The organism is Wolinella succinogenes DSM 1740 (assembly GCF_000196135.1).
Lineage (GTDB): Bacteria > Campylobacterota > Campylobacteria > Campylobacterales > Helicobacteraceae > Wolinella > Wolinella succinogenes.
In genome coordinates this window covers 119,303-137,754 of the sequence record NC_005090.1, presented here as the reverse complement: position 1 = coordinate 137,754, position 18,452 = coordinate 119,303, and the positions used below count along the sequence as shown (strand labels likewise).

The window sequence follows — 18,452 nt, the reverse complement described above, 5'->3', positions numbered from 1 at the left end:
GAAAACTAAGCAAGTAGCGATTATCTTCTTGTCCCGCCAGAGCCAAACGAATGACTCCGGCCTCTCTCTAGAAAGGAGGTGATCCAACCGCAGGTTCACCTACGGTTACCTTGTTACGACTTCACCCCAGTCGCTGCATCCGCCGTGGACGGTAGCCAGTTTAGCGTCCCGGCTTAAGGCGAATACAACTCCCATGGTGTGACGGGCGGTGAGTACAAGACCCGGGAACGTATTCACCGTAGCATTGCTGATCTACGATTACTAGCGATTCCAGCTTCATGTAGTCGAGTTGCAGACTACAATCCGAACTGAGATGTGTTTTAAAGATTTGCTCCACCTCGCGGTATTGCTTCTCTTTGTACACACCATTGTAGCACGTGTGTAGCCCTGGGCGTAAGGGCCATGATGACTTGACGTCGTCCTCACCTTCCTCCTCCTTGCGAAGGCAGTCTCACTAGAGTGCTCGGCCGAACCGTTAGCAACTAGTGACGAGGGTTGCGCTCGTTGCGGGACTTAACCCAACATCTCACGACACGAGCTGACGACAGCCGTGCAGCACCTGTTTTCAAGCTCCAGTAAACTGGCACTCCCATATCTCTATAGGATTCTATCAATGTCAAGCCCAGGTAAGGTTCTTCGCGTATCTTCGAATTAAACCACATGCTCCACCGCTTGTGCGGGTCCCCGTCTATTCCTTTGAGTTTTAATCTTGCGACCGTACTCCCCAGGCGGAATGCTTAATGTGTTAACTGCATTACTGCCCTGACAAGCAGGGCAACAACTAGCATTCATCGTTTAGGGCGTGGACTACCAGGGTATCTAATCCTGTTTGCTCCCCACGCTTTCGCACCTCAGCGTCAGTAATGTTCCAGCAGGTCGCCTTCGCAATGAGTATTCCTCTCGATCTCTACGGATTTTACCCCTACACCGAGAATTCCACCTACCTCTCCCATACTCTAGCCTTGCAGTTTCAAATGCAGTTCAACGGTTAAGCCGTTGGATTTCACATCTGACTTGCAAGGCCGCCTACGTGCTCTTTACGCCCAGTGATTCCGAGTAACGCTTGCACCCTCCGTATTACCGCGGCTGCTGGCACGGAGTTAGCCGGTGCTTATTCCTAAGATACCGTCATAATCTTCTCTTAGAAAAGGAGTTTACAATCCGAAGACCTTCATCCTCCACGCGGCGTTGCTGCTTCAGGCTTTCGCCCATTGAGCAATATTCCCTACTGCTGCCTCCCGTAGGAGTCTGGACCGTGTCTCAGTTCCAGTGTGTCCGATCACCCTCTCAGGCCGGATACCCGTCATAGCCTTGGTGAGCCATTACCTCACCAACAAGCTGATAGGACATAGGCTGATCCCATAGCGAAAAACTTTCCCCTCTCGGGAATATCCGGTATTAATCACCGTTTCCAGTGGCTATTCCAGACTATGGGGCACATAACCTATGCATTACTCACCCGTGCGCCACTCGTCAGCAGTATAGCAAGCTACACCCTGTTACCGTTCGACTTGCATGTATTAGGCACGCCGCCAGCGTTCACTCTGAGCCAGGATCAAACTCTCCATAATAGTTTAGTTATTAGGAGAGGATAACCCTTAGCTAATCAATCAAAAAAACGACAAAGAAATGACGTAATAGATATAATTAACATAAGAGGTTATCTCTAGCTATAAGCTATAATTGCCACCTTTAAAAAAGGATGGCGAAAAATTCATGTTCTTTTAGACTCTTGTCCGTGATAGACAAAGAGGTATAAAGGTCCATCAAGCTTCTATAAAGAAGACAAGTGGAAGAACAAGAAGAGATAACCGCTATCTTGCTTAGTTGTCAAAGATCGTAACCGATAAGTGCTTTGAGATAACAAAACAGTTATTGGTTTAAAGAACAAACACTCATCTTATCCTAGATGAAAAGGCCCTAAGTGATTGAAGATCCAAGGAGGTTGAAAGTCCGTTGGGGTCGTTGTCAATCGGGAGTGGAAGTATAGCGAAAGAGGCTTAAATATAGCTTAGTTATTGCAAGAGTGGACATAACCCGTGAGGGGCTCTACACAGATAGCTACACTCTGCCCTCCTTTGGTTAGAGTGATTTGTGCTCTCGAATTAAGTTTTTTGGGGGAGCCTCCTCCACAATAAGGAACGCCAAGATAGTCAAAATAAATGGTGCGCTGATTCGCGGCACAATCAGACTTCATGCTGACACTAGTGATTCCAAAGCTCTTTTGAAGTCTCAAGCGATTATCCCGCTCATCTTCACATTTACTTGGAAGATTATTTTTATTGTAGTAGCTAAGACATTTTTGACTAATAGGGTCTCGTGCAATCGATGAATACCCCATGGGATTATTATTGTATGCCCCAGAGGCCGTGGGAGAATTGCTATACACGGAATAGGTCTCTCCTATATTGCCTTCAGCAGCATTGTTAATAGTGTGAAACTGGATTCTCCAAAGCCGTTTTGGCCACTCTTCGGTCTCGGCCCGACGATTGACTCCAGGCGCTAATTGCGTTCCTCCAATGTACTTATCATCACTCATCGCTAAATGCTGGGCATATCGCATATGAGAGATAATCTGATCTCGGGCTTGATACAAAGAGGTATCGCTGCTTTTTTGCATGGCTAGGGTCGTGATGATTCCAAGAATCACCAGCACAAAAACCACCTCAATGAGGCTAAAACCTCCTCTATCGCTTCTGCACATGGTATCGCTCCACCTCATATCCAAAGTAGCGAATTGGAATCTCTAATATCGTGCGCTTCCCTCGCCCCTCTTTAAGCTCCAAGGCCTCACTAGAGCCAATCCCATAGCACGCCAAGCGCAACCTCATCGCCTCATCCTTGATCTTAACCTCCCTAATTCCTTTCTCTTTGAGCGCCAAAGCCAATTCATTGGCTATATGGAATCGATAGGCAAAATGCTCTCTGGGATTCTCGATCACTCGATAAAAGAGCTTATTAAAGACAAGTCCCAAAGAGTTGATTCCAAGCGTGAACACCGCAATATAAAACCAAAGCTGATAGCTTCGTCGAAATCTTGGCAGACGCACCCTAAGTCCTGAGAGAAAGACCTTCACCACTAGCGGCAATCCAATAAGCACTAGCGGAGCATACTCTTCAATGTTCACCTTTTGCCTAAAAGAGAGCAGGAGGGTGAACATGAGTGCTGAAAAGGAGATATACCACAAAAGAGGTTTTTCCTCTTTGATCAAAATCCGATAGAGCGCATAGACGAAATAGAGAAAGAGCAGGGGCGAAAAGAGAGTGGCAAAGATTCCAAGTGTATCAAGAAAATGCCCCTTAGGCTTTCCTCCTACATCAATCCCCCAAAGATACATACTCACCGTAAAGGCAATCAGAGAGAAGAGGAGCAGACGGTTTTGTCTCTCTTTGATCGCATAAAAGAAAAGAGCCAAGAAGAGAATTGCCATCCCCGAATCGATCAAAATCGCCAGCGCTAGCAAAGGATAGGGAATCACTTTGTATTTCAGATGAATGTAGCAGACAAGAAGCGCCGCGCTCATGATGATTCCACTCTCACCAATCAAAAGGGCTGAGGCATTCACTCCTGGCAATAAAGCAAAAAGAGCCACACTAAAAAACGCGTCAAAGGGACGCTTTAGCGTATGGCGCGACACTTCATAAAAAAGAAAGAGATTGAAGAGGTGAAGGAGTAGAAAAGGGAACTTCAGCCCTAGATTATTCTCGCCCCAAAAGGGGACAAAAAGGTGTGCCAAAAAAGAGGCGATAGAGCTCTCGCCCCAGTAGATTCTCGCCTCATAGACGCTGATGCTAAGCCCCTGAACTGCCCAAAAAACAAAGGCCGCATCAAGGAGCCAAAGAACAAAAAAAGCCGCATCAACCCTATCGAGGCGTCGCATTAGACTCTAATCGATTTCGACGAATCGATAGTGATATTTCCAGAGCTCTTGGCGAATCTCCTCCTGGTGCTCTCCCCCCTTGGTCTCTAGCGCGATAGTGACATTGGCATCCCCGTAAGCCAAAGAGGTAGAGGTGCGATCATAGTCGATTCGCACAATATTAGCCCCCACTTGCGAGAGAATATCCGTGAGCCCTTTGAGGCTTCCAGGCTTGTCCACCAAGATGACGCTAAACTTCATCTTGCGCTGGGATTTGATGAGACCCTTCTCGATGATGACACTGAGCATCGTCACATCGATATTCCCGCCGCTTAGCACGATAGCGACATTCTCACCCTTGCTCACGGGCAACTTCTCGTGCAACAAAGCCGCCACACCAACCGCTCCTGCGCCTTCAACAACAAGCTTTTGATTCTCTAATAGATACAAGACCGCGTTAGCGATCTCCTCATCATCCACTTGCACCACATCATCCACGCCCTCTAAGATGTACTCAAAATTTCTAGGAGTGACATCTCTGACGGCGATTCCATCGGCGATTGTCTTCACGCCTTTGACAGAAACGATTTTCTTGGCATGGAAAGAATCGTGCATGGCTGGCGCTCCCTTGGCCGTCACACCAATGATTCTCACATTGGGAAGCATCTGCTTATACGCCGCTGCCACGCCCGAGATGAGCCCCCCGCCCCCGATAGGAAGCACTACGGTTTGGATGTTGCTCTTCTCCTCGATCATCTCCAAAGCCACCGTCCCCTGCCCTGCGATCACCTCATCATCAGCAAAAGGGTGGATAAAGCACAGCTCCTGCTCCTTGGCGCACTCTAGTGCATGGGCATAGGCCTCATCGTAGTTGTTGCCCGCTAAGATCACCTCAGCCCCCAAGCGCTTCACACCCGTGACTTTAAGCAATGGAGTTGCCTCAGGCATCACAATCACCGCACGAATCCCAAATTGTTTGGCGCTATAGGCCACTCCTTGAGCGTGATTCCCCGCACTAGCGGCAATCACTCCCTTGGCTCGCTCCTCTTGGCTCAGGGTGGCGATTCTATTATAAGCGCCTCTTAGCTTGTAGGCGCCCGTGTGTTGGAGATTCTCTTTTTTGAGATAGACATTGGCTCCGCTTAACTCACTTAGTCTTGGCGCGTAGGCGAGTTTGGTTTTTTGGATCACTTTTTTGACACGCTCATGCGCCTCAACGATTTTAGATAATGGAATCATTTTGAAAACAACCTTTGATGTTCAAGCTTAATGCAGAGATTTTGGACGACCCTCACGCCGCTATGCTCCAAAATCTGCTCCGCCTCTTGGTTTTGGACCCCAAGCTGCCCCCAAAGCACATCTATGCCTCCCCGCTCTCTCGCCTCTATGGCGATAGGGGTGAGGGCTTGGCTTTTGCGGAAAACATCCACAATATCGACAAAGCCATGAACCTCACCAAGGTTTCTATAGACTTTTTGCCCTAAGATAGTCTCCTCTTTGGGGTAGATAGGAATCACCTCATAACCCTGCTCCAGTAGGTATCGCGCCACTTTGTGGCTATCTTTATCTTCATCGGGCGAGAGCCCTATGATGGCGATTCGTTTGGCGCAGAGGAGAATCTCTTTAAGCCAAGAATCAGGGTAGATTCCTCGGCTTGGCAGGGGGCATTCCATGATTCTTATAGCTCCGTTTTCAAAATAGCGCCTGAAGCGGCATTGCTCACGAGAAGCTGGTAGCGTTTGAGCCACTTGGAGGCAACGGTTTTAGTTTTAGGACTAAAGGAGGCGCGTCGCTTTTGGATCTCCGCCTCCTCAAGCAACACCTCCAAAACCCCTTCTTCGACATCGATTCGAATAAGATCGCCCTCTTGAAGCAGTCCGATCATTCCCCCTTCGGCCGCTTCGGGACTCACATGCCCGATGCAAGCGCCACGCGTGGCGCCGCTGAAACGGCCATCGGTAATGAGCGCGACTTTGTCTCCTAAATTCATCCCCATGATGAGGCTTGTGGGACTTAGCATCTCCTGCATTCCCGGTCCCCCCTTGGGTCCTTCGTAGCGGATCACCACCACATCCCCCTCTTTGACCTTGCCCCCGACAATACCTGCGATCGCCTCCTCTTGAGAATCAAAGCAGACTGCCTTTCCAGTGAATTTTCTCATCTTAGCGTCCATGGCAGCGGTCTTGAGCACAGCGCCCTGCTCGGCAAGATTTCCATAAAGAATCTTCAATCCCCCCACCGCGCTATAGGGATTCTCAAGCGTGTGAATGATTTGCGTATCTAAAATCTTCGCCCCCGCGATCCTCTCACCCATGCTCTCGCCACTCACGGTGAGCGCCTCTGTCTTGAGCACTCCGCCTCGGCGATTGATCTCATTCATGACCGCATTCACGCCCCCGGCTCTATTGATGTCTTCCATGTGGACAGTGTAGAGTGCAGGGGAGATTTTGGCGATATGACTCACCTCTTTGGCGATCTCATTGATTTTGCGCAAATCAAAATCCGCCTCTCTCTCTTTGGCAATGGCCATCATATGAAGTACGGTATTGGTGCTTCCCCCCATCGCCATATCCACAACAAAAGCATTGTGAATCGCCTCTTTGTTGAGAATATTGCGGAAGGCGTAGCGCTCATCTAGTGCGATTTCTACGATTCTTCTTGCGGCTTTTCGGATGAGCTCCTCACGCTCTTTGGTGAGGGCTGGAATCGTCCCATTCCCGGGAAGCGCCACTCCCATCGCTTCACAGAGTGTGTTCATGGAGTTCGCCGTGAACATTCCACTGCAGCTTCCTCCCCCCGGACAGGCGGCGCACTCAATCTCGCGGAGCTCTTCATCGCTAATCTGATTCCTCGCGCGTTTACCCACCGCCTCAAAAGCACTCGCCAAATCCACTTTGGTGCCATCCTTGAGGCGACCTGCCTTCATCGGTCCGCCACTCACAAACACCGTGGGCACATTCACTCTGAGTGCCCCCAGAAGCATCCCAGGGACAATCTTGTCGCAATTAGGGATACAGATCATGGCGTCCAGTTTATGGGCATTCATCACCGTCTCAATACAATCAGCAATCAGCTCTCGACTGGGCAAACTATAGAGCATTCCATCATGCCCCATGGCGATTCCATCATCCACCCCGATAGTGTTAAACTCAAAAGGGATTCCGCCCGCGGCCCTAATCTCCTCTTTAATGATTCGGCCATACTCTTGCAAGAAAAAGTGACCCGGAATGATGTCAATATAGCTGTTGGCCACGCCAATGAATGGCTTACCAAAATCCTCGTCTTTGAGCCCCGTTGCCCTCAGCAAGCTTCGGTGTGGCGCCTTTTGATACCCCTCTTTAATGATGCTACTTCTCATGATTGGCTCGCCTTATCGATAAAGAAAAATGGTTGAAAGCTTAAAAAGCACAGGGGTCGATTATACCTGAGCGAGGTTTAAACTCACAAAAATCCCTTGTATAATATCCCTTTTGTCTCCAAAAATTTTTAGAAGGATTTTTTCAAAATGCTGCTCACCAATCCCGTCTTGCTCTCCGTCGTCATTATGTCGGTGCTTTGTCTCTTTCGGCTCAATGTCCTACTTGCGATTCTTATCGCCGCTCTGTGCGCAGGTTTGGCCGCTGGAATGTCACTCCCTGAAACCATCAAGATTCTCATCCAAGGGATGCAAGGAAACCTTGAAACCGCCCTTAGCTATATTCTTCTAGGGGCCTTAGCGGTGGCAATCAGCCAGACGCACCTCACCACTTTTTTGATTCGCACTCTAGCTCGAACCATCAGCAACAAAGCGATCATGTTCACGCTAAGCATCGCCTTTATCGCTTGTTTTTCACAAAACCTCATCCCTGTGCATATCGCCTTCATCCCCATTCTCATCCCCCCTCTTCTTCCCTTAATGAATCGTCTCAAAATCGACCGCCGTGCGGTGGCTTGCGCCCTTACTTTCGGACTCAAAGCCCCCTATGTTGCCTTTTCAGTCGGATTTGGTCTTATTTTCACACGATTTCTCAAAGATCAGATGGCACAAAATGGAATCCCTGTGGAAATCGCTGATATCTCAAGCGTCATGTGGATTGGTGGAGTCGCTATGGTCGTGGGGCTCTTGGCAGCCGTGCTCTTTGCCTACGCTCGCCCCAGAGAGTATGCAACCAGCCAAAATCTTTGTGAAATGAGCGAAGAGGCGGCTTCCATGGGCAAGCGCGAATGGGCAACGCTCGCAGGAGCGCTCGTGGCATTTATTGTCCAGCTCACGACCAACTCTCTTCCTCTAGGTGGATTGCTCGGACTCGCTGTCATGGTGATTTTGGGCGGAATCCCATGGAAAGGGATTGATAGCGTCATGGAGGGAGGCATGAAGATGATGGCCTTCATCGCCTTCATCATGCTAGTGGCAGCAGGCTATGGGAGTGTGTTGCGAGAAACAGGCGCCATTGAGGCTTTAGTGAGCGCCACCTCAGCTCTAGCGGGCGGAAAGCTTGGAGGGGCGATGCTCATGCTTCTTATCGGTTTGCTCGTCACCATGGGGATTGGCACCTCTTTTGGGACGATTCCCATCATTGCCGCGATCTATTGCCCCCTCGCCCTTGAACTTGGCTTTAGCGTCCCTGCGATTATCCTTCTCATCGGGATTGCAGCCGCCTTGGGCGATGCTGGCTCACCCGCCTCTGATAGCACCCTGGGGCCTACTTCAGGACTCAATGCCGATGGTCAGCACGACCACATCTGGGATACCTGCGTGCCAACCTTCCTCTTTTATAGCATTCCTTTGATGATTTTTGGGGTTTTTGGGGCATTGTGGCTCTAGAATCGGCTCTTTTTCAAGACCCAAACCCCTTGGGTCTTGATTTTTTGAAAAAGCGTTGCTATAATTCCACCCTCACTTGAACAAGTGCGGGAGTAGCTCAGTGGTAGAGCACGACCTTGCCAAGGTCGGGGCCGCGGGTTCGATCCCCGTCTCCCGCTCCACTTCGTTCACTTCACCAAATGTGTTCTCCAAAGTTGTCCGCCATTTGATTAAGATTTAAGACGATTTTTGAGAGTTTCATGCCCGAGTGGTGAAATCGGTAGACACAAGGGACTTAAAATCCCTCGGACATTGCGTCCGTGCCGGTTCAAGTCCGGCTTCGGGCACCACAATGACTCTCTAAAATTCTCATGGCGACATAGCCAAGTGGTAAGGCATGGGCCTGCAAAGCCTTGATCCCCGGTTCGAATCCGGGTGTCGCCTCCAAAAAGTCTCTTCTGTGGGGCTTTTTAAAATTAATGCTACTGTTTCGGGAGATGGCTGAGCGGTTTAAAGCGGCGGTCTTGAAAACCGTTGAGGTGAGAGCCTCCGGGGGTTCGAATCCCTCTCTCCCGGCCACTACAAAATCCTAAAAACATCCCCTTCTTTAACTCATCTAATTTTCCGTTATAATCTTGCCCGAACTTGATCAACCACTTTAAATTACAAAAGGTTTGTCTTATGTTTGGTTCCTCAAAGCGCATCACCGAGTTAGAAAGTCTCAACCAAAATCTTCAAGCCGAGCTGGAGAAAAAAGAGCTAGAGCTAGAATCTCTTCGCCTTGCCCACCAAAAAAGTGAACTCCAAGCCTCCCCGCATTCAGGCGATTCGACTAAAGAAGAGCTCCTTTCTCTTCTGTTGGCCAGCTATGAAGATGGAATGAACTTTTTACAAAACACTATCGAAGAGAGCCTTGCCATGCTCAATGAGATCAATCTCCTCAATGACGCCTCCATGACAGGTGGTCACCATGTTGAGAAGCAGACGCAAGAGATTTCAAACTCCATGCAAAAAATTCAAGAGCTGACCCAAAACTTCGGCCATGATGTGAAAAATCTATCCTCAAGCGTCTCCACCATTGGGGATATTATCAACCTCATCAAAGACATCTCTGATCAAACCAACCTCCTCGCGCTCAATGCCGCCATCGAAGCCGCAAGAGCGGGCGAGCATGGTCGAGGCTTTGCAGTGGTGGCTGATGAGGTAAGGAAGCTTGCTGAGCGCACCCAAAAGGCAACTTTGGAGATTGAGACCAACATAAGCATCTTGAAGCAAAACACTAGCTCCATGTCAGACGCTAGTGAGGCCTTTCAAAAAGAATCAAACAGCTCTATGGAGATTTTAGAGGCTTTCTCCACCGAGATCGCCCAAATGCTCGCCAACTCCACCAGCATCACCCACAAATGCGCCAATGTCACCAATGAGATTTCGGTGAGCAATGGCAAGATTGATCACATCCTGCTCAAACTTAAAGGCTACAATGCGGCTCTTGCCAAAGAATCGGTTCAGATTCTCGATCAATACTCATGCCGCTTTGGGAAGTGGTTTTCCAAGGTTAAAGAGCTCCTTGCTCCTGCTACCGTGAGCGAAGTGAGCGAGCACCATGCAAAGGTGCACGAAGGCCTCCAAAAAGCGGTCGATCTCTTTGCTGGCCAAGAAAATCCCGCCCAAGGAATCGCGCTCTTCCAATCCGTAGAATCTTCTAGTAAACACGGCTTTGAGAAGCTCATTGATGCCTCTAAGGCCATTCGGAAAGCCTGAAGCTAGGCGTGTTTTCTCCTAAATAGCCGAATATTGTTCAGGATTTTCACCGCACCTAAGGTCAAAATCGTTCCTAAAACAATAAAAAGATCGATCTCCTCGCCCAAAAAGATCGCACTCAAAAGAATCGCCGAAAAGGGCACAAAAAAGACAAAAGAGCTCACCTCGGCTGCGCCAAGCTTCTCGATTCCAAGAAAGTAGATCGTATTGGCAAAGGTCGAAGCCGCCAATGAAATGAGTGCAATATTAAGCCAAAAGATCGCATCCAATCGCTCCCAGGAAATCGTGCCAAGCTCCACCCAAAAGAGCCCATCTAGAATCGTTGTGATTCCATAGAGATAAAAAGTGAAAACCAAGGGTGAAACTCGCGTCGATTTAGCGCTTAAAATCGTTAGCAAAGCCCAAAGAATCGCTGCTAGCAAAAAGTAGAGATTGTGAATCACGGCGATCTTCTCCCAATCAAAACGCCAAACATGAAGCATCGTCAAGACTCCCACCGCCCCAAGGCAGAGGGCGATCCCCTCGCGCACCCCCACACGCCTTACCCCCAAAATCGCTAAAATAACAAAGGTGAGAATCGGGATAAGGGTCGTGACCATCGCACCCCCAAGAGAGGCTGTTCCAAGCTTGGTACCAAGGAAGTAGTAACGATTATAGAGGATGAGAATCACCGCCACTAGAAACGCCAATCCCAGGCTCTTTTTGTCGATTTTAAATGAATAGCCCATCTTCCAAATGAGAGGAATCATCGTGATAGCCGTGATCCCAAAACGAAAGAAAATCATCTCAAAAGCATCAATATAGCCGCTTAGCACCTTCACATTCACCCACGAACCGCCCCAAGCCACCATCGCAAGAAAAAGCAGAAGGTAGAAGAGATTTTTATCGCCAATTTTTTGATTCATTTCACGCCTTGATAATTTCCACTTTGATTGATTTAAAAGCCGCAGTCAGGGTAAATTCATCGCGCCGATCCCCAAAAAGATGGTTGATTCTTGAGGAGGCATGGTGAAAGGTGCAAAAGAGCGTCTTAGGGGAAATCTTGTCGCTTGGTTTCACCCAAAGAGGGGCGCTTTGCCCATGTTCACTCCGAAGAATCACGCGATTCACCCCCAAGGCACTCGCCTCCTTGTCATTCATAAGAAGGATATCCTCCTCATAGCGCCGATGAAGCTTCTCGCTTCGCTTAGTCTGGGAGGCGTTGTTGTATTGAGCGAGGGTTCTGCCTGTGGTTAAATAGTAGCCGCTTAGACTCTTTTGGGAGATCTCTAGGAGCATCCCGCGCGGCTTATAGGCGTGATAAAAAAAGTGTCCACAGCCATCCTCTGTCCTAAAATCAAGCTGATGAAGAATCGGGGTGTCTTCTGTGTGCACAGGCCACTGCAATCCCCTCACGCGGTGGCGCTCCAGCCTTTGATAGCTTGCCCCCGAAAATCTCCGATAAGCCACTTCGCGCACCTCATCCCAAATCGCTTTTGAATCGCCATATTCATAGCTCCCCCCAAGCTCCCTGCCCAGCCGCGAAATCACCTCCCAATCATCAGGAAGCTCGCTCTGCACCAGAGGCTGAGAGAGGTGGAGGCGGCGCATCGCATTGATATAAACACCCGTCTTCTCATACGCTGATTTCACCCCAATGAGAATATCTGCCCGTTTGGCAATTTCTGTCTCAAAGAGCTCTTGCACCACCAAAAGCTCAAGATTCCCTAGGGCGCGCTCCATCTTGTTGAGGTTGGGGTGGATGTGCATCAGATCTTCACCCATATTCAAAACTCCCTTCACTCGCCCCTCTAGCATCTCATCAATAAGCTCTGGAGTAGCCAGCCCCTCCTCTTTGGGGGATTGATAATCAGGGGCGTAATAGGGGAGCATCCCCATGTCGCACGCCCCTTGAACATTGTTTTGCCCTCGCAATGGCATGAGCCCCGCTCCGCTCTTGCCTACATTTCCCGTCATGAGCGCTAGATGAACAATCGCCATCACCGAATAGGAGCCATCCACATGCTCCGTCACCCCAAGCCCCCAAAAGATCATCGATTTTTTAAGTGCGTATTCGCGAGCAACCTTGGGGATGAGCTTGCTTAAATATTCATACCCTTCAATCTCCTCAAAATAGCGAGGATTAGCGAGGGGATCACTCAAAATCTGCGCCTTAAACTCCTCAAACCCCGCGGTGCGATTCTGAATAAATGACTCGCTAAAGAGCTCTTCAGTGATGATCACATAGGCCATCATGTTGAGAATAAGGAGATTACACTCATGAGGGATGATTCCCTTGTATTTGGCGAAACGATGGAGCGTGATCTCTCTCACATCAAAGACCGCGAGATTATCATGCTTGCTCGCCATATCCACGATTCGGTTGGAGATGATGGGATGCGCCTCCGTGGTGTTAGAGCCAAGCACTATCATGAATTCTGTGTTATAGATGTCGTTATAAGGGTTGGTCGCCGCTCCTTCGCCGATGGTGGTGCGCATCCCTTTGAGACTTGGGGCGTGGCAGACCCTCGCACAGTTATCCACATGGGGAGAGCCAAGCGTCTCCCGAGTGAATTTCTGAAGCAAGTAAGCACTCTCGCAAGAGGTTCTCGCTCCGCCAATAGAGGCTAAAGAACGCGCACCATGCCGATCTCTAATCTCTTGAAGCTTTAGTGCCGCTGCCTTGATCGCGCCCTCTAGCGAGCACTCATACCAGCGTTCGTCTAACTCGATCAAATCTGGCTCAATGGCTTTCAAAATCTCTGGATTTTCCTCTAAGAATCGGCGCTTGATTCGGGGGGTTTTCAGTCGATCAGGTGATTCTAAAAAGCCAAATCCATACTTGCCCTTGACGCAAAGCTTACCCTCTGAGACCACCCCTTCAGGGTGGGCCGAGATGCTTTGAACTCGATTATTTGAGACGCTCGCCGCGATATCGCAACCCACACCGCAATAGGTGCAAACCGTGTCGATGATTTGGAGATTTTCCATGGAGAGAGGAGTCCTTTAGGAGGGATGGTTGGGGAAAATTATAGCGGGTTTTTGATATTCCCTTTATTTTATTTTTTCGATAGAATGAGCCCCGTTGCGAAACGCCACACATAAGAGAGGGATGGGTGAGCCAAACTGATTTTCCATTCAGCCGTTCGACGATTCGTTATGTGGCGATTCTTTTGCTCACGGCCTTCATGGGAATCGCCTCTTTTATTGGAGTATTTGAGCTTCAAAATGAGCGCGAGGCGGGCGGGCGGCTCTTTTATGCCGAGCAGACCCAAGAGATGCATCGACGCTTTGAATTGCTTTTGGAATCGGAACTGCAGAGCTACAGCCTCTTTGCCTCCTCCTTGGCGATCCATCCTGATCTCATCCAAAGTTTAGAGACTCAAAATCCCGCCTTAGCGGAGCGATTCGTCTATCAAACCCTAGAAGAATCAAAACTCCATCGCCCCGTAGAAAATCTTTGGATTCACCTCATCGATTCTTCTCTGCACTCCTTCTATCGAAGCTGGTCTTTCAAGCGAGGTGATGATCTATCCATCGTTCGCCCTGAGCTCTCTTTGCTCCTTGAGAATCCTACCCCTTTGGCGCAGATGAGTTTGGGCATCTTCACCCTCTCCCTAAAGCACACCCACCCCATTCAAAAGGAGGGTAAACTCTTGGGCTTCTTAGAGGTGATCGCCCCCCTTCAAGAGACAATGCTCCGTTTCTCTCAGAAGCACTCCATTCAGAGTGCACTTTTAGTGAATGCCTCCCTAGCCGCCAAGGTAACCCAACAACCCTACTCCCTCATCAGCGATCAATACGCCCTCCTCTATGCCACCGATTCTAGGAATTTGACTCTTTTAGAGGGGCTCCCTCTCTCCTTGGCATGTCAAAAGAATCTCTCCTGGGAGAAAGAGGGGGTAGTCTTTGGCGCAAGCTGTCTTAGGGATAGTTTTGGTGCACCCCTAGGCTATCTTGTCTTTTTCTTAGACGAGAAGGAGCTAGGTGCCAAGCTAGAGCAAAATCTCGCCCCTCTCTCCAGACTCATCTTTGTCCTTACGCTTGCTAGCGCCCTGCTCTTTTTGCTCTTTTGGGGATACGCCCGCTCTGCCCGCTTAGAGTTCCGCTCCATTCAAAATCTCTATGAAAGACTTGTAGAAGAATCGCGCACCGACTCCCTCACGCGCCTTCCCAATCGTCATGCCATTCGCCTAGAGATGCAAAACCAATCCTATGCCCACCTCCTCCTGCTCAATATCGATTCATTCCGCACCCTTAATGATTTCTACGGAAGCGATGTGGGCGATGATCTACTGATCGAGTTTGCCAAACGCCTCAAAATGCTAGAGCAAAAGCACACAGGACTCAAGGCTTATCGCCTGCACGCCGATGAGTTTGCCCTGCTCTCTAGCGAATCAATGGAGATCAAGAAGCTGCTCACCCTCACCCATCGCTTCATGACTCAAGGCCCCTATCGCGAAAACCGCCACCGAATTGAAATTATGTTAAGCCTCTCCATCGGTGCAGCCAAAGCCTCGCCCCAAGCTCTAGAGCAGGCCGATATCGCTCTTAATCTTGCCAAAAGCTCCAATGATTCCTATAAACTTTACGCGCCTGAGCTCGAGAATCACCACAAGCTTCGCCAGCACATCACCCTCACCAAACGCCTCAAAGAGGCGCTTAGAGAAGATCGCTTGATTCCCTATTTTCAGCCCATCGTCAACTCTAAAGGGCACATTCAAAAATATGAGTGTCTCGCCCGAATCATCGAATCCAATGGCGAGGTGCTCTCGCCCTACCTCTTTTTGCAAATTGCCAAAAAGAGCAAGCTCTATCCCAAAATCACTCAAAAGATGGTCCAAAAAAGCTTCAAGGCGTTTGAAAAAAGCGATCATGACTTCTCTATCAATCTCTCTTTTGAGGATATTGCCCACACTAAAACACGCGATTTCATCCTTAAATCCCTCCAAGACTATCCCAAGGCCAAGCAGGTGATTTTTGAGATTGTTGAAACTGAAAATATCCACAACTACAAACTTTTGGAGGATTTCATCAAGGAGATCAAACGCTTTGGCGCCAGGGTCGCGATTGATGATTTTGGGAGCGGCTACTCCAATTTCCTTCATCTAGCCAAACTCCGCGTGGACTTTATCAAGATCGATGGCTCGCTTATCCAAGGACTAGGACAAGATTCCGAAGTGGAGATCATCGTCCACTCCATTGTAGAGATCTGCCAAAGACTTGGCATCCAAACCATTGCCGAGTTCATCGACAACGAGCCTCTCTCCCACAAAGCCTCTGAAATGGGGATTGACTTTCAACAAGGATTCTACTTCTACGAACCAAGCCACGAAATCCGCCATTAACCCCACATAGACGACCTTTCTCGTTCATCTCACGCAAATCTCACGATCCCCTCCTAAACTCTACTCCTACACAAAACCAAAGGAGGAAATCATGGGAAGCGTTCATCCAGAAATCAACCATGGAAGACGAGACTTAATCAAGCTTGGAGCCGCAGGAATGGGAGTGGTCTTGCTTGGCGAACAGGCATTGGCTGAGCCTAAGAAAGGGGTCAAATTTGACGAAGAGTATGATGTAATTATCGTGGGGAGCGGGTTTGCAGGGATTGCGTGCGGAATCAAGTGCGCTGAGAAAGGATACAAAACCCTGATGATTGAGAAGATGGGAAGAATCGGCGGAAACTCTGTCATTAATGGAGGAATCTTCTGCGTCCCTCAAAACGATCTCCAAAAAAAGGCGGGAATCAAAGATTCTAATGAGCTCTTTATCGCCGACTGCATGAAAGCAGGGCTTGGCATCAATCACAAAGAGCTTCTTGAAACCCTCGCTAAACGCGCCCATGAAACCTATCAGTTCACCCTAAAATATGGAGCCAAGTACCTTGACTCTCTCGTGCACGAAGGGGGTCACTCTGTGCCTCGAACCTATCAGACCGCCGTGGGAAGCGGAGCGGGGATTGTCCTCCCCCTCATGGAGCGTTTTGAAAAAATGGCGGGTGTCGCCCTCAAAACCCGTACCAAATTTGATGATTTTGTCATGGATGACGCAGGGCGCGTGATAGGAATTTTGGCGAGAGAAGATTATCGATTTGACTCAAAACTCTTCAGCGATGACCTCGAAAACCAGGGCGGCACTCCCAAAGCTTTCAAAGCAACCAAAGCGGTCATGCTTGCCAGCGGAGGCTTCTGCCAAGATAAATATTATCGAGCCGTTCAAGATCCAAGACTCACCCCAAGCACCGATTCCACCAATCATCCTGGAGCAACCGCGGGTGTACTTTTGAAAGCATTTGGAATCGGAGCAGTGCCTGTTCAGGTTTCATGGATTCAGTTTGGACCTTGGGCTTGCCCTGATGAGAAAGGTTTTGGCGTGGGCTCAATGTTCAATGTGAACGCTAGCTTCCGCTATGGAATCTCAGTCGATCCCAAAACAGGCAAACGCTACATGAATGAGCTAGCCGATCGAAAAATCCGAGCCGACCATATGTTTGCCGTCATTGGAAAAGACGAAAACTATCCCATTAACCTTTGTGATTCTCAAGCCATTGAGCGCCTCCTTCCTGATCACTACGAAAAAGCACTCAAAGCGGGAATCCTCAAAAAATTCAACACACTTGAAGAGCTCGCTCAGCACTACAAAATGCCCGTCGAGGCATTCAAAAAAACAGTCACCGACTATAACAGTTATGTCAAAGCAGGCAAAGACCCTGAATTTGGCAAACCCACCAACATGGTTGATGGCATCACACTCTCCAAAGCACCTTTTTACGCTATGAGAGGCACACCCAAACTCCACCACACCATGGGAGGGTTGCAAATCAACACTCAAGCGCAAGTGATTCACTCCAAAACCCATCAGCCCATCCCTGGGCTCTATGCGGCTGGCGAGGTCACAGGCGGGGTGCATGGGGCGAGTCGCCTAGGCTCAGTAGCCATCACTGATTGCTTGACCTTTGGAATGATCGCAGGCGAAAATATCTAATGCGTCCCTATTCTCAATCCTTCACTCTCATCCTAGGATGGCTTTGGCTCTTCTTGGGGGCGGTGGCACTCCATGCGCAAGAGGTCGATTCCCCTCCTGCCATGGAGGTTTCAGCAGAACTCGCCCAAAAATATCCCCTCAAATCCCACCATGCCAAGCTTTCGTTTGCCTGTTTGGATTGCCACACCAACCAGGGGAGCAATCTCGCTAGCCTCAAACGCCTCAAAGATGATGATTGCCTCTCCTGTCACCAAAGTCGAGACAAGATGGCCTCTAGGCTTGCGTTCATGGAGCTCAAAAAAGCGAGTCCTCACAACTCAATCCACGACGGAAAGCGCCTCCATTGTGATGAGTGCCACATGGAGCATCGACCTTCAGTCAATATGTGTAGCGAATGCCACGAGAGAGAGGTTCCACTTTGGATGGGAGAGACTCCATGAGAAATCCGATGAATAACTCAACCAAATTCGCCCTAGGGCTCACTTTTGTAGGAACTTTGATCGGCCTGCTCTTCTCCTACGCGGTCTACTTTGGACTCAAAGAGACGAGTGATGCAAAATTTTGTGCCCTCTGCCATGAGATGGAGCCAATGATTCTCTCTTACCATCAAGATGTCCATGGAGGAGCAGGGCGCACAGGCATTCAAGTAGATTGTGTTGCTTGCCATATGCCACACGAATCCCTTCTTGGCTATATCTTCACCAAGGCGAAAAACGGCGTGGTCGAGGGGAGTATCAAATTTTTCCATGGAACAGACCATATCAATTGGGTGAAGAATCGCGCCAATCGAGACCAGTTTGTCTTCGATTCAGGTTGTCTTGAGTGCCACAGGGAGATAATCGATCCAAGAGAGGGGCGAGAGACACAGGCAGTAAGGATGCATGAGCACTACAAAAAGTTGCTCAACACCCCCCAAAAGATTGCCTGCGCCTCATGCCATACCGACACAGGTCATCAATCCCTTCGAACGATACTCAACTACTATAAGCCTGAGTTTGAGATCTATCAGGATGCCCTCCAAGAGGACAAGGAGCGTTTTATGAAATCCTTGCGCAAACCAGCGCCCATCCTTCCCTAAGGAG

The 18,452-nt window shown here is 49.2% G+C and carries 13 protein-coding genes, 4 tRNA genes and 1 rRNA gene; 10 read left to right on the top strand and 8 right to left on the bottom strand.

The window, feature by feature from the left end:
• Positions 1-71: 71 nt before the first annotated feature.
• The 6 genes from WS_RS00655 to ilvD form a co-directional block, all read right to left on the bottom strand.
• Positions 72-1,571, bottom strand: a 16S ribosomal RNA gene (locus WS_RS00655).
• A 440-nt stretch (positions 1,572-2,011) separates the two neighbouring features.
• Positions 2,012-2,704 (bottom strand): type II secretion system protein, encoded by a 693-nt coding sequence (locus WS_RS00650; protein WP_041571665.1) that lies wholly within the window; start codon positions 2,702-2,704, stop codon positions 2,012-2,014.
• The gene (locus WS_RS00645; RefSeq protein WP_011138097.1) at positions 2,688-3,881 is read right to left on the bottom strand and encodes a hypothetical protein; all 1,194 of its coding nucleotides are present in this window, start codon (positions 3,879-3,881) and stop codon (positions 2,688-2,690) included. The genes WS_RS00650 and WS_RS00645 overlap by 17 nt, the downstream gene beginning before the upstream one ends.
• A gap of 6 nt (positions 3,882-3,887) precedes the next feature.
• Positions 3,888-5,099 carry a threonine ammonia-lyase gene (gene ilvA, locus WS_RS00640; protein ID WP_011138096.1) on the bottom strand — a complete coding sequence of 404 codons (1,212 nt, stop codon included), beginning with the start codon at positions 5,097-5,099 and terminating at the stop codon, positions 3,888-3,890.
• Positions 5,096-5,533, bottom strand: coding sequence for a CoA-binding protein (locus WS_RS00635; protein ID WP_011138095.1), 438 nt, complete (start codon positions 5,531-5,533; stop codon positions 5,096-5,098). The genes ilvA and WS_RS00635 overlap by 4 nt, the downstream gene beginning before the upstream one ends.
• A 5-nt stretch (positions 5,534-5,538) precedes the next feature.
• Positions 5,539-7,218 carry a dihydroxy-acid dehydratase gene (ilvD, locus tag WS_RS00630; RefSeq protein WP_011138094.1) on the bottom strand — a complete coding sequence of 560 codons (1,680 nt, stop codon included), beginning with the start codon at positions 7,216-7,218 and terminating at the stop codon, positions 5,539-5,541.
• Between the two features lie 147 nt (positions 7,219-7,365).
• On the opposite strand from ilvD, the gene WS_RS00625 reads away from it, so the two are divergent.
• The 6 genes from WS_RS00625 to WS_RS00600 all read left to right on the top strand — a co-directional run bounded on the left by WS_RS00625 (position 7,366) and on the right by WS_RS00600 (position 10,404).
• Positions 7,366-8,664, top strand: coding sequence for a Na+/H+ antiporter family protein (locus tag WS_RS00625; protein WP_011138093.1), 1,299 nt, complete (start codon positions 7,366-7,368; stop codon positions 8,662-8,664).
• A gap of 86 nt (positions 8,665-8,750) precedes the next feature.
• Positions 8,751-8,825, top strand: a tRNA-Gly gene (locus WS_RS00620).
• 80 nt (positions 8,826-8,905) lie between these two features.
• Positions 8,906-8,993 (top strand) — tRNA-Leu (locus WS_RS00615).
• A 23-nt stretch (positions 8,994-9,016) separates the two neighbouring features.
• Positions 9,017-9,090 (top strand) — tRNA-Cys (locus tag WS_RS00610).
• A gap of 44 nt (positions 9,091-9,134) precedes the next feature.
• Positions 9,135-9,222 (top strand) — tRNA-Ser (locus WS_RS00605).
• A 102-nt stretch (positions 9,223-9,324) separates the two neighbouring features.
• Positions 9,325-10,404 carry a methyl-accepting chemotaxis protein gene (locus WS_RS00600; RefSeq protein WP_011138092.1) on the top strand — a complete coding sequence of 360 codons (1,080 nt, stop codon included), beginning with the start codon at positions 9,325-9,327 and terminating at the stop codon, positions 10,402-10,404.
• 2 nt (positions 10,405-10,406) lie between these two features.
• On the opposite strand, the gene WS_RS00595 is transcribed toward WS_RS00600, so the two are convergent.
• Entirely contained in the window at positions 10,407-11,309 is a 903-nt protein-coding gene (locus WS_RS00595) for a DMT family transporter (RefSeq protein ID WP_011138091.1), read from the bottom strand.
• A 1-nt stretch (position 11,310) separates the two neighbouring features.
• Positions 11,311-13,374, bottom strand: a complete 2,064-nt coding sequence (locus WS_RS00590) for a molybdopterin oxidoreductase family protein (protein ID WP_011138090.1) — start codon at positions 13,372-13,374, stop codon at positions 11,311-11,313.
• Between the two features lie 125 nt (positions 13,375-13,499).
• Here WS_RS00590 and WS_RS00585 point away from each other — a divergent pair, with 125 nt between their 5' ends.
• The 4 genes from WS_RS00585 (at position 13,500) to WS_RS00570 (ending at position 18,448) form a co-directional block, all read left to right on the top strand.
• On the top strand, positions 13,500-15,731 hold the full coding sequence (locus tag WS_RS00585) for an EAL domain-containing protein (RefSeq protein WP_011138089.1): 2,232 nt from the start codon (positions 13,500-13,502) through the stop codon (positions 15,729-15,731).
• A gap of 91 nt (positions 15,732-15,822) precedes the next feature.
• Positions 15,823-17,370 carry a flavocytochrome c gene (locus WS_RS00580; protein ID WP_011138088.1) on the top strand — a complete coding sequence of 516 codons (1,548 nt, stop codon included), beginning with the start codon at positions 15,823-15,825 and terminating at the stop codon, positions 17,368-17,370.
• Positions 17,370-17,810 (top strand): cytochrome c3 family protein, encoded by a 441-nt coding sequence (locus WS_RS00575; protein ID WP_011138087.1) that lies wholly within the window; start codon positions 17,370-17,372, stop codon positions 17,808-17,810. The genes WS_RS00580 and WS_RS00575 overlap by 1 nt, the downstream gene beginning before the upstream one ends.
• A complete protein-coding gene (locus WS_RS00570; protein ID WP_011138086.1) occupies positions 17,807-18,448 on the top strand; it encodes a NapC/NirT family cytochrome c in 642 nt (213 codons plus the stop codon). Before WS_RS00575 ends, WS_RS00570 begins: the two co-directional genes overlap by 4 nt.
• Positions 18,449-18,452: the final 4 nt, after the last annotated feature.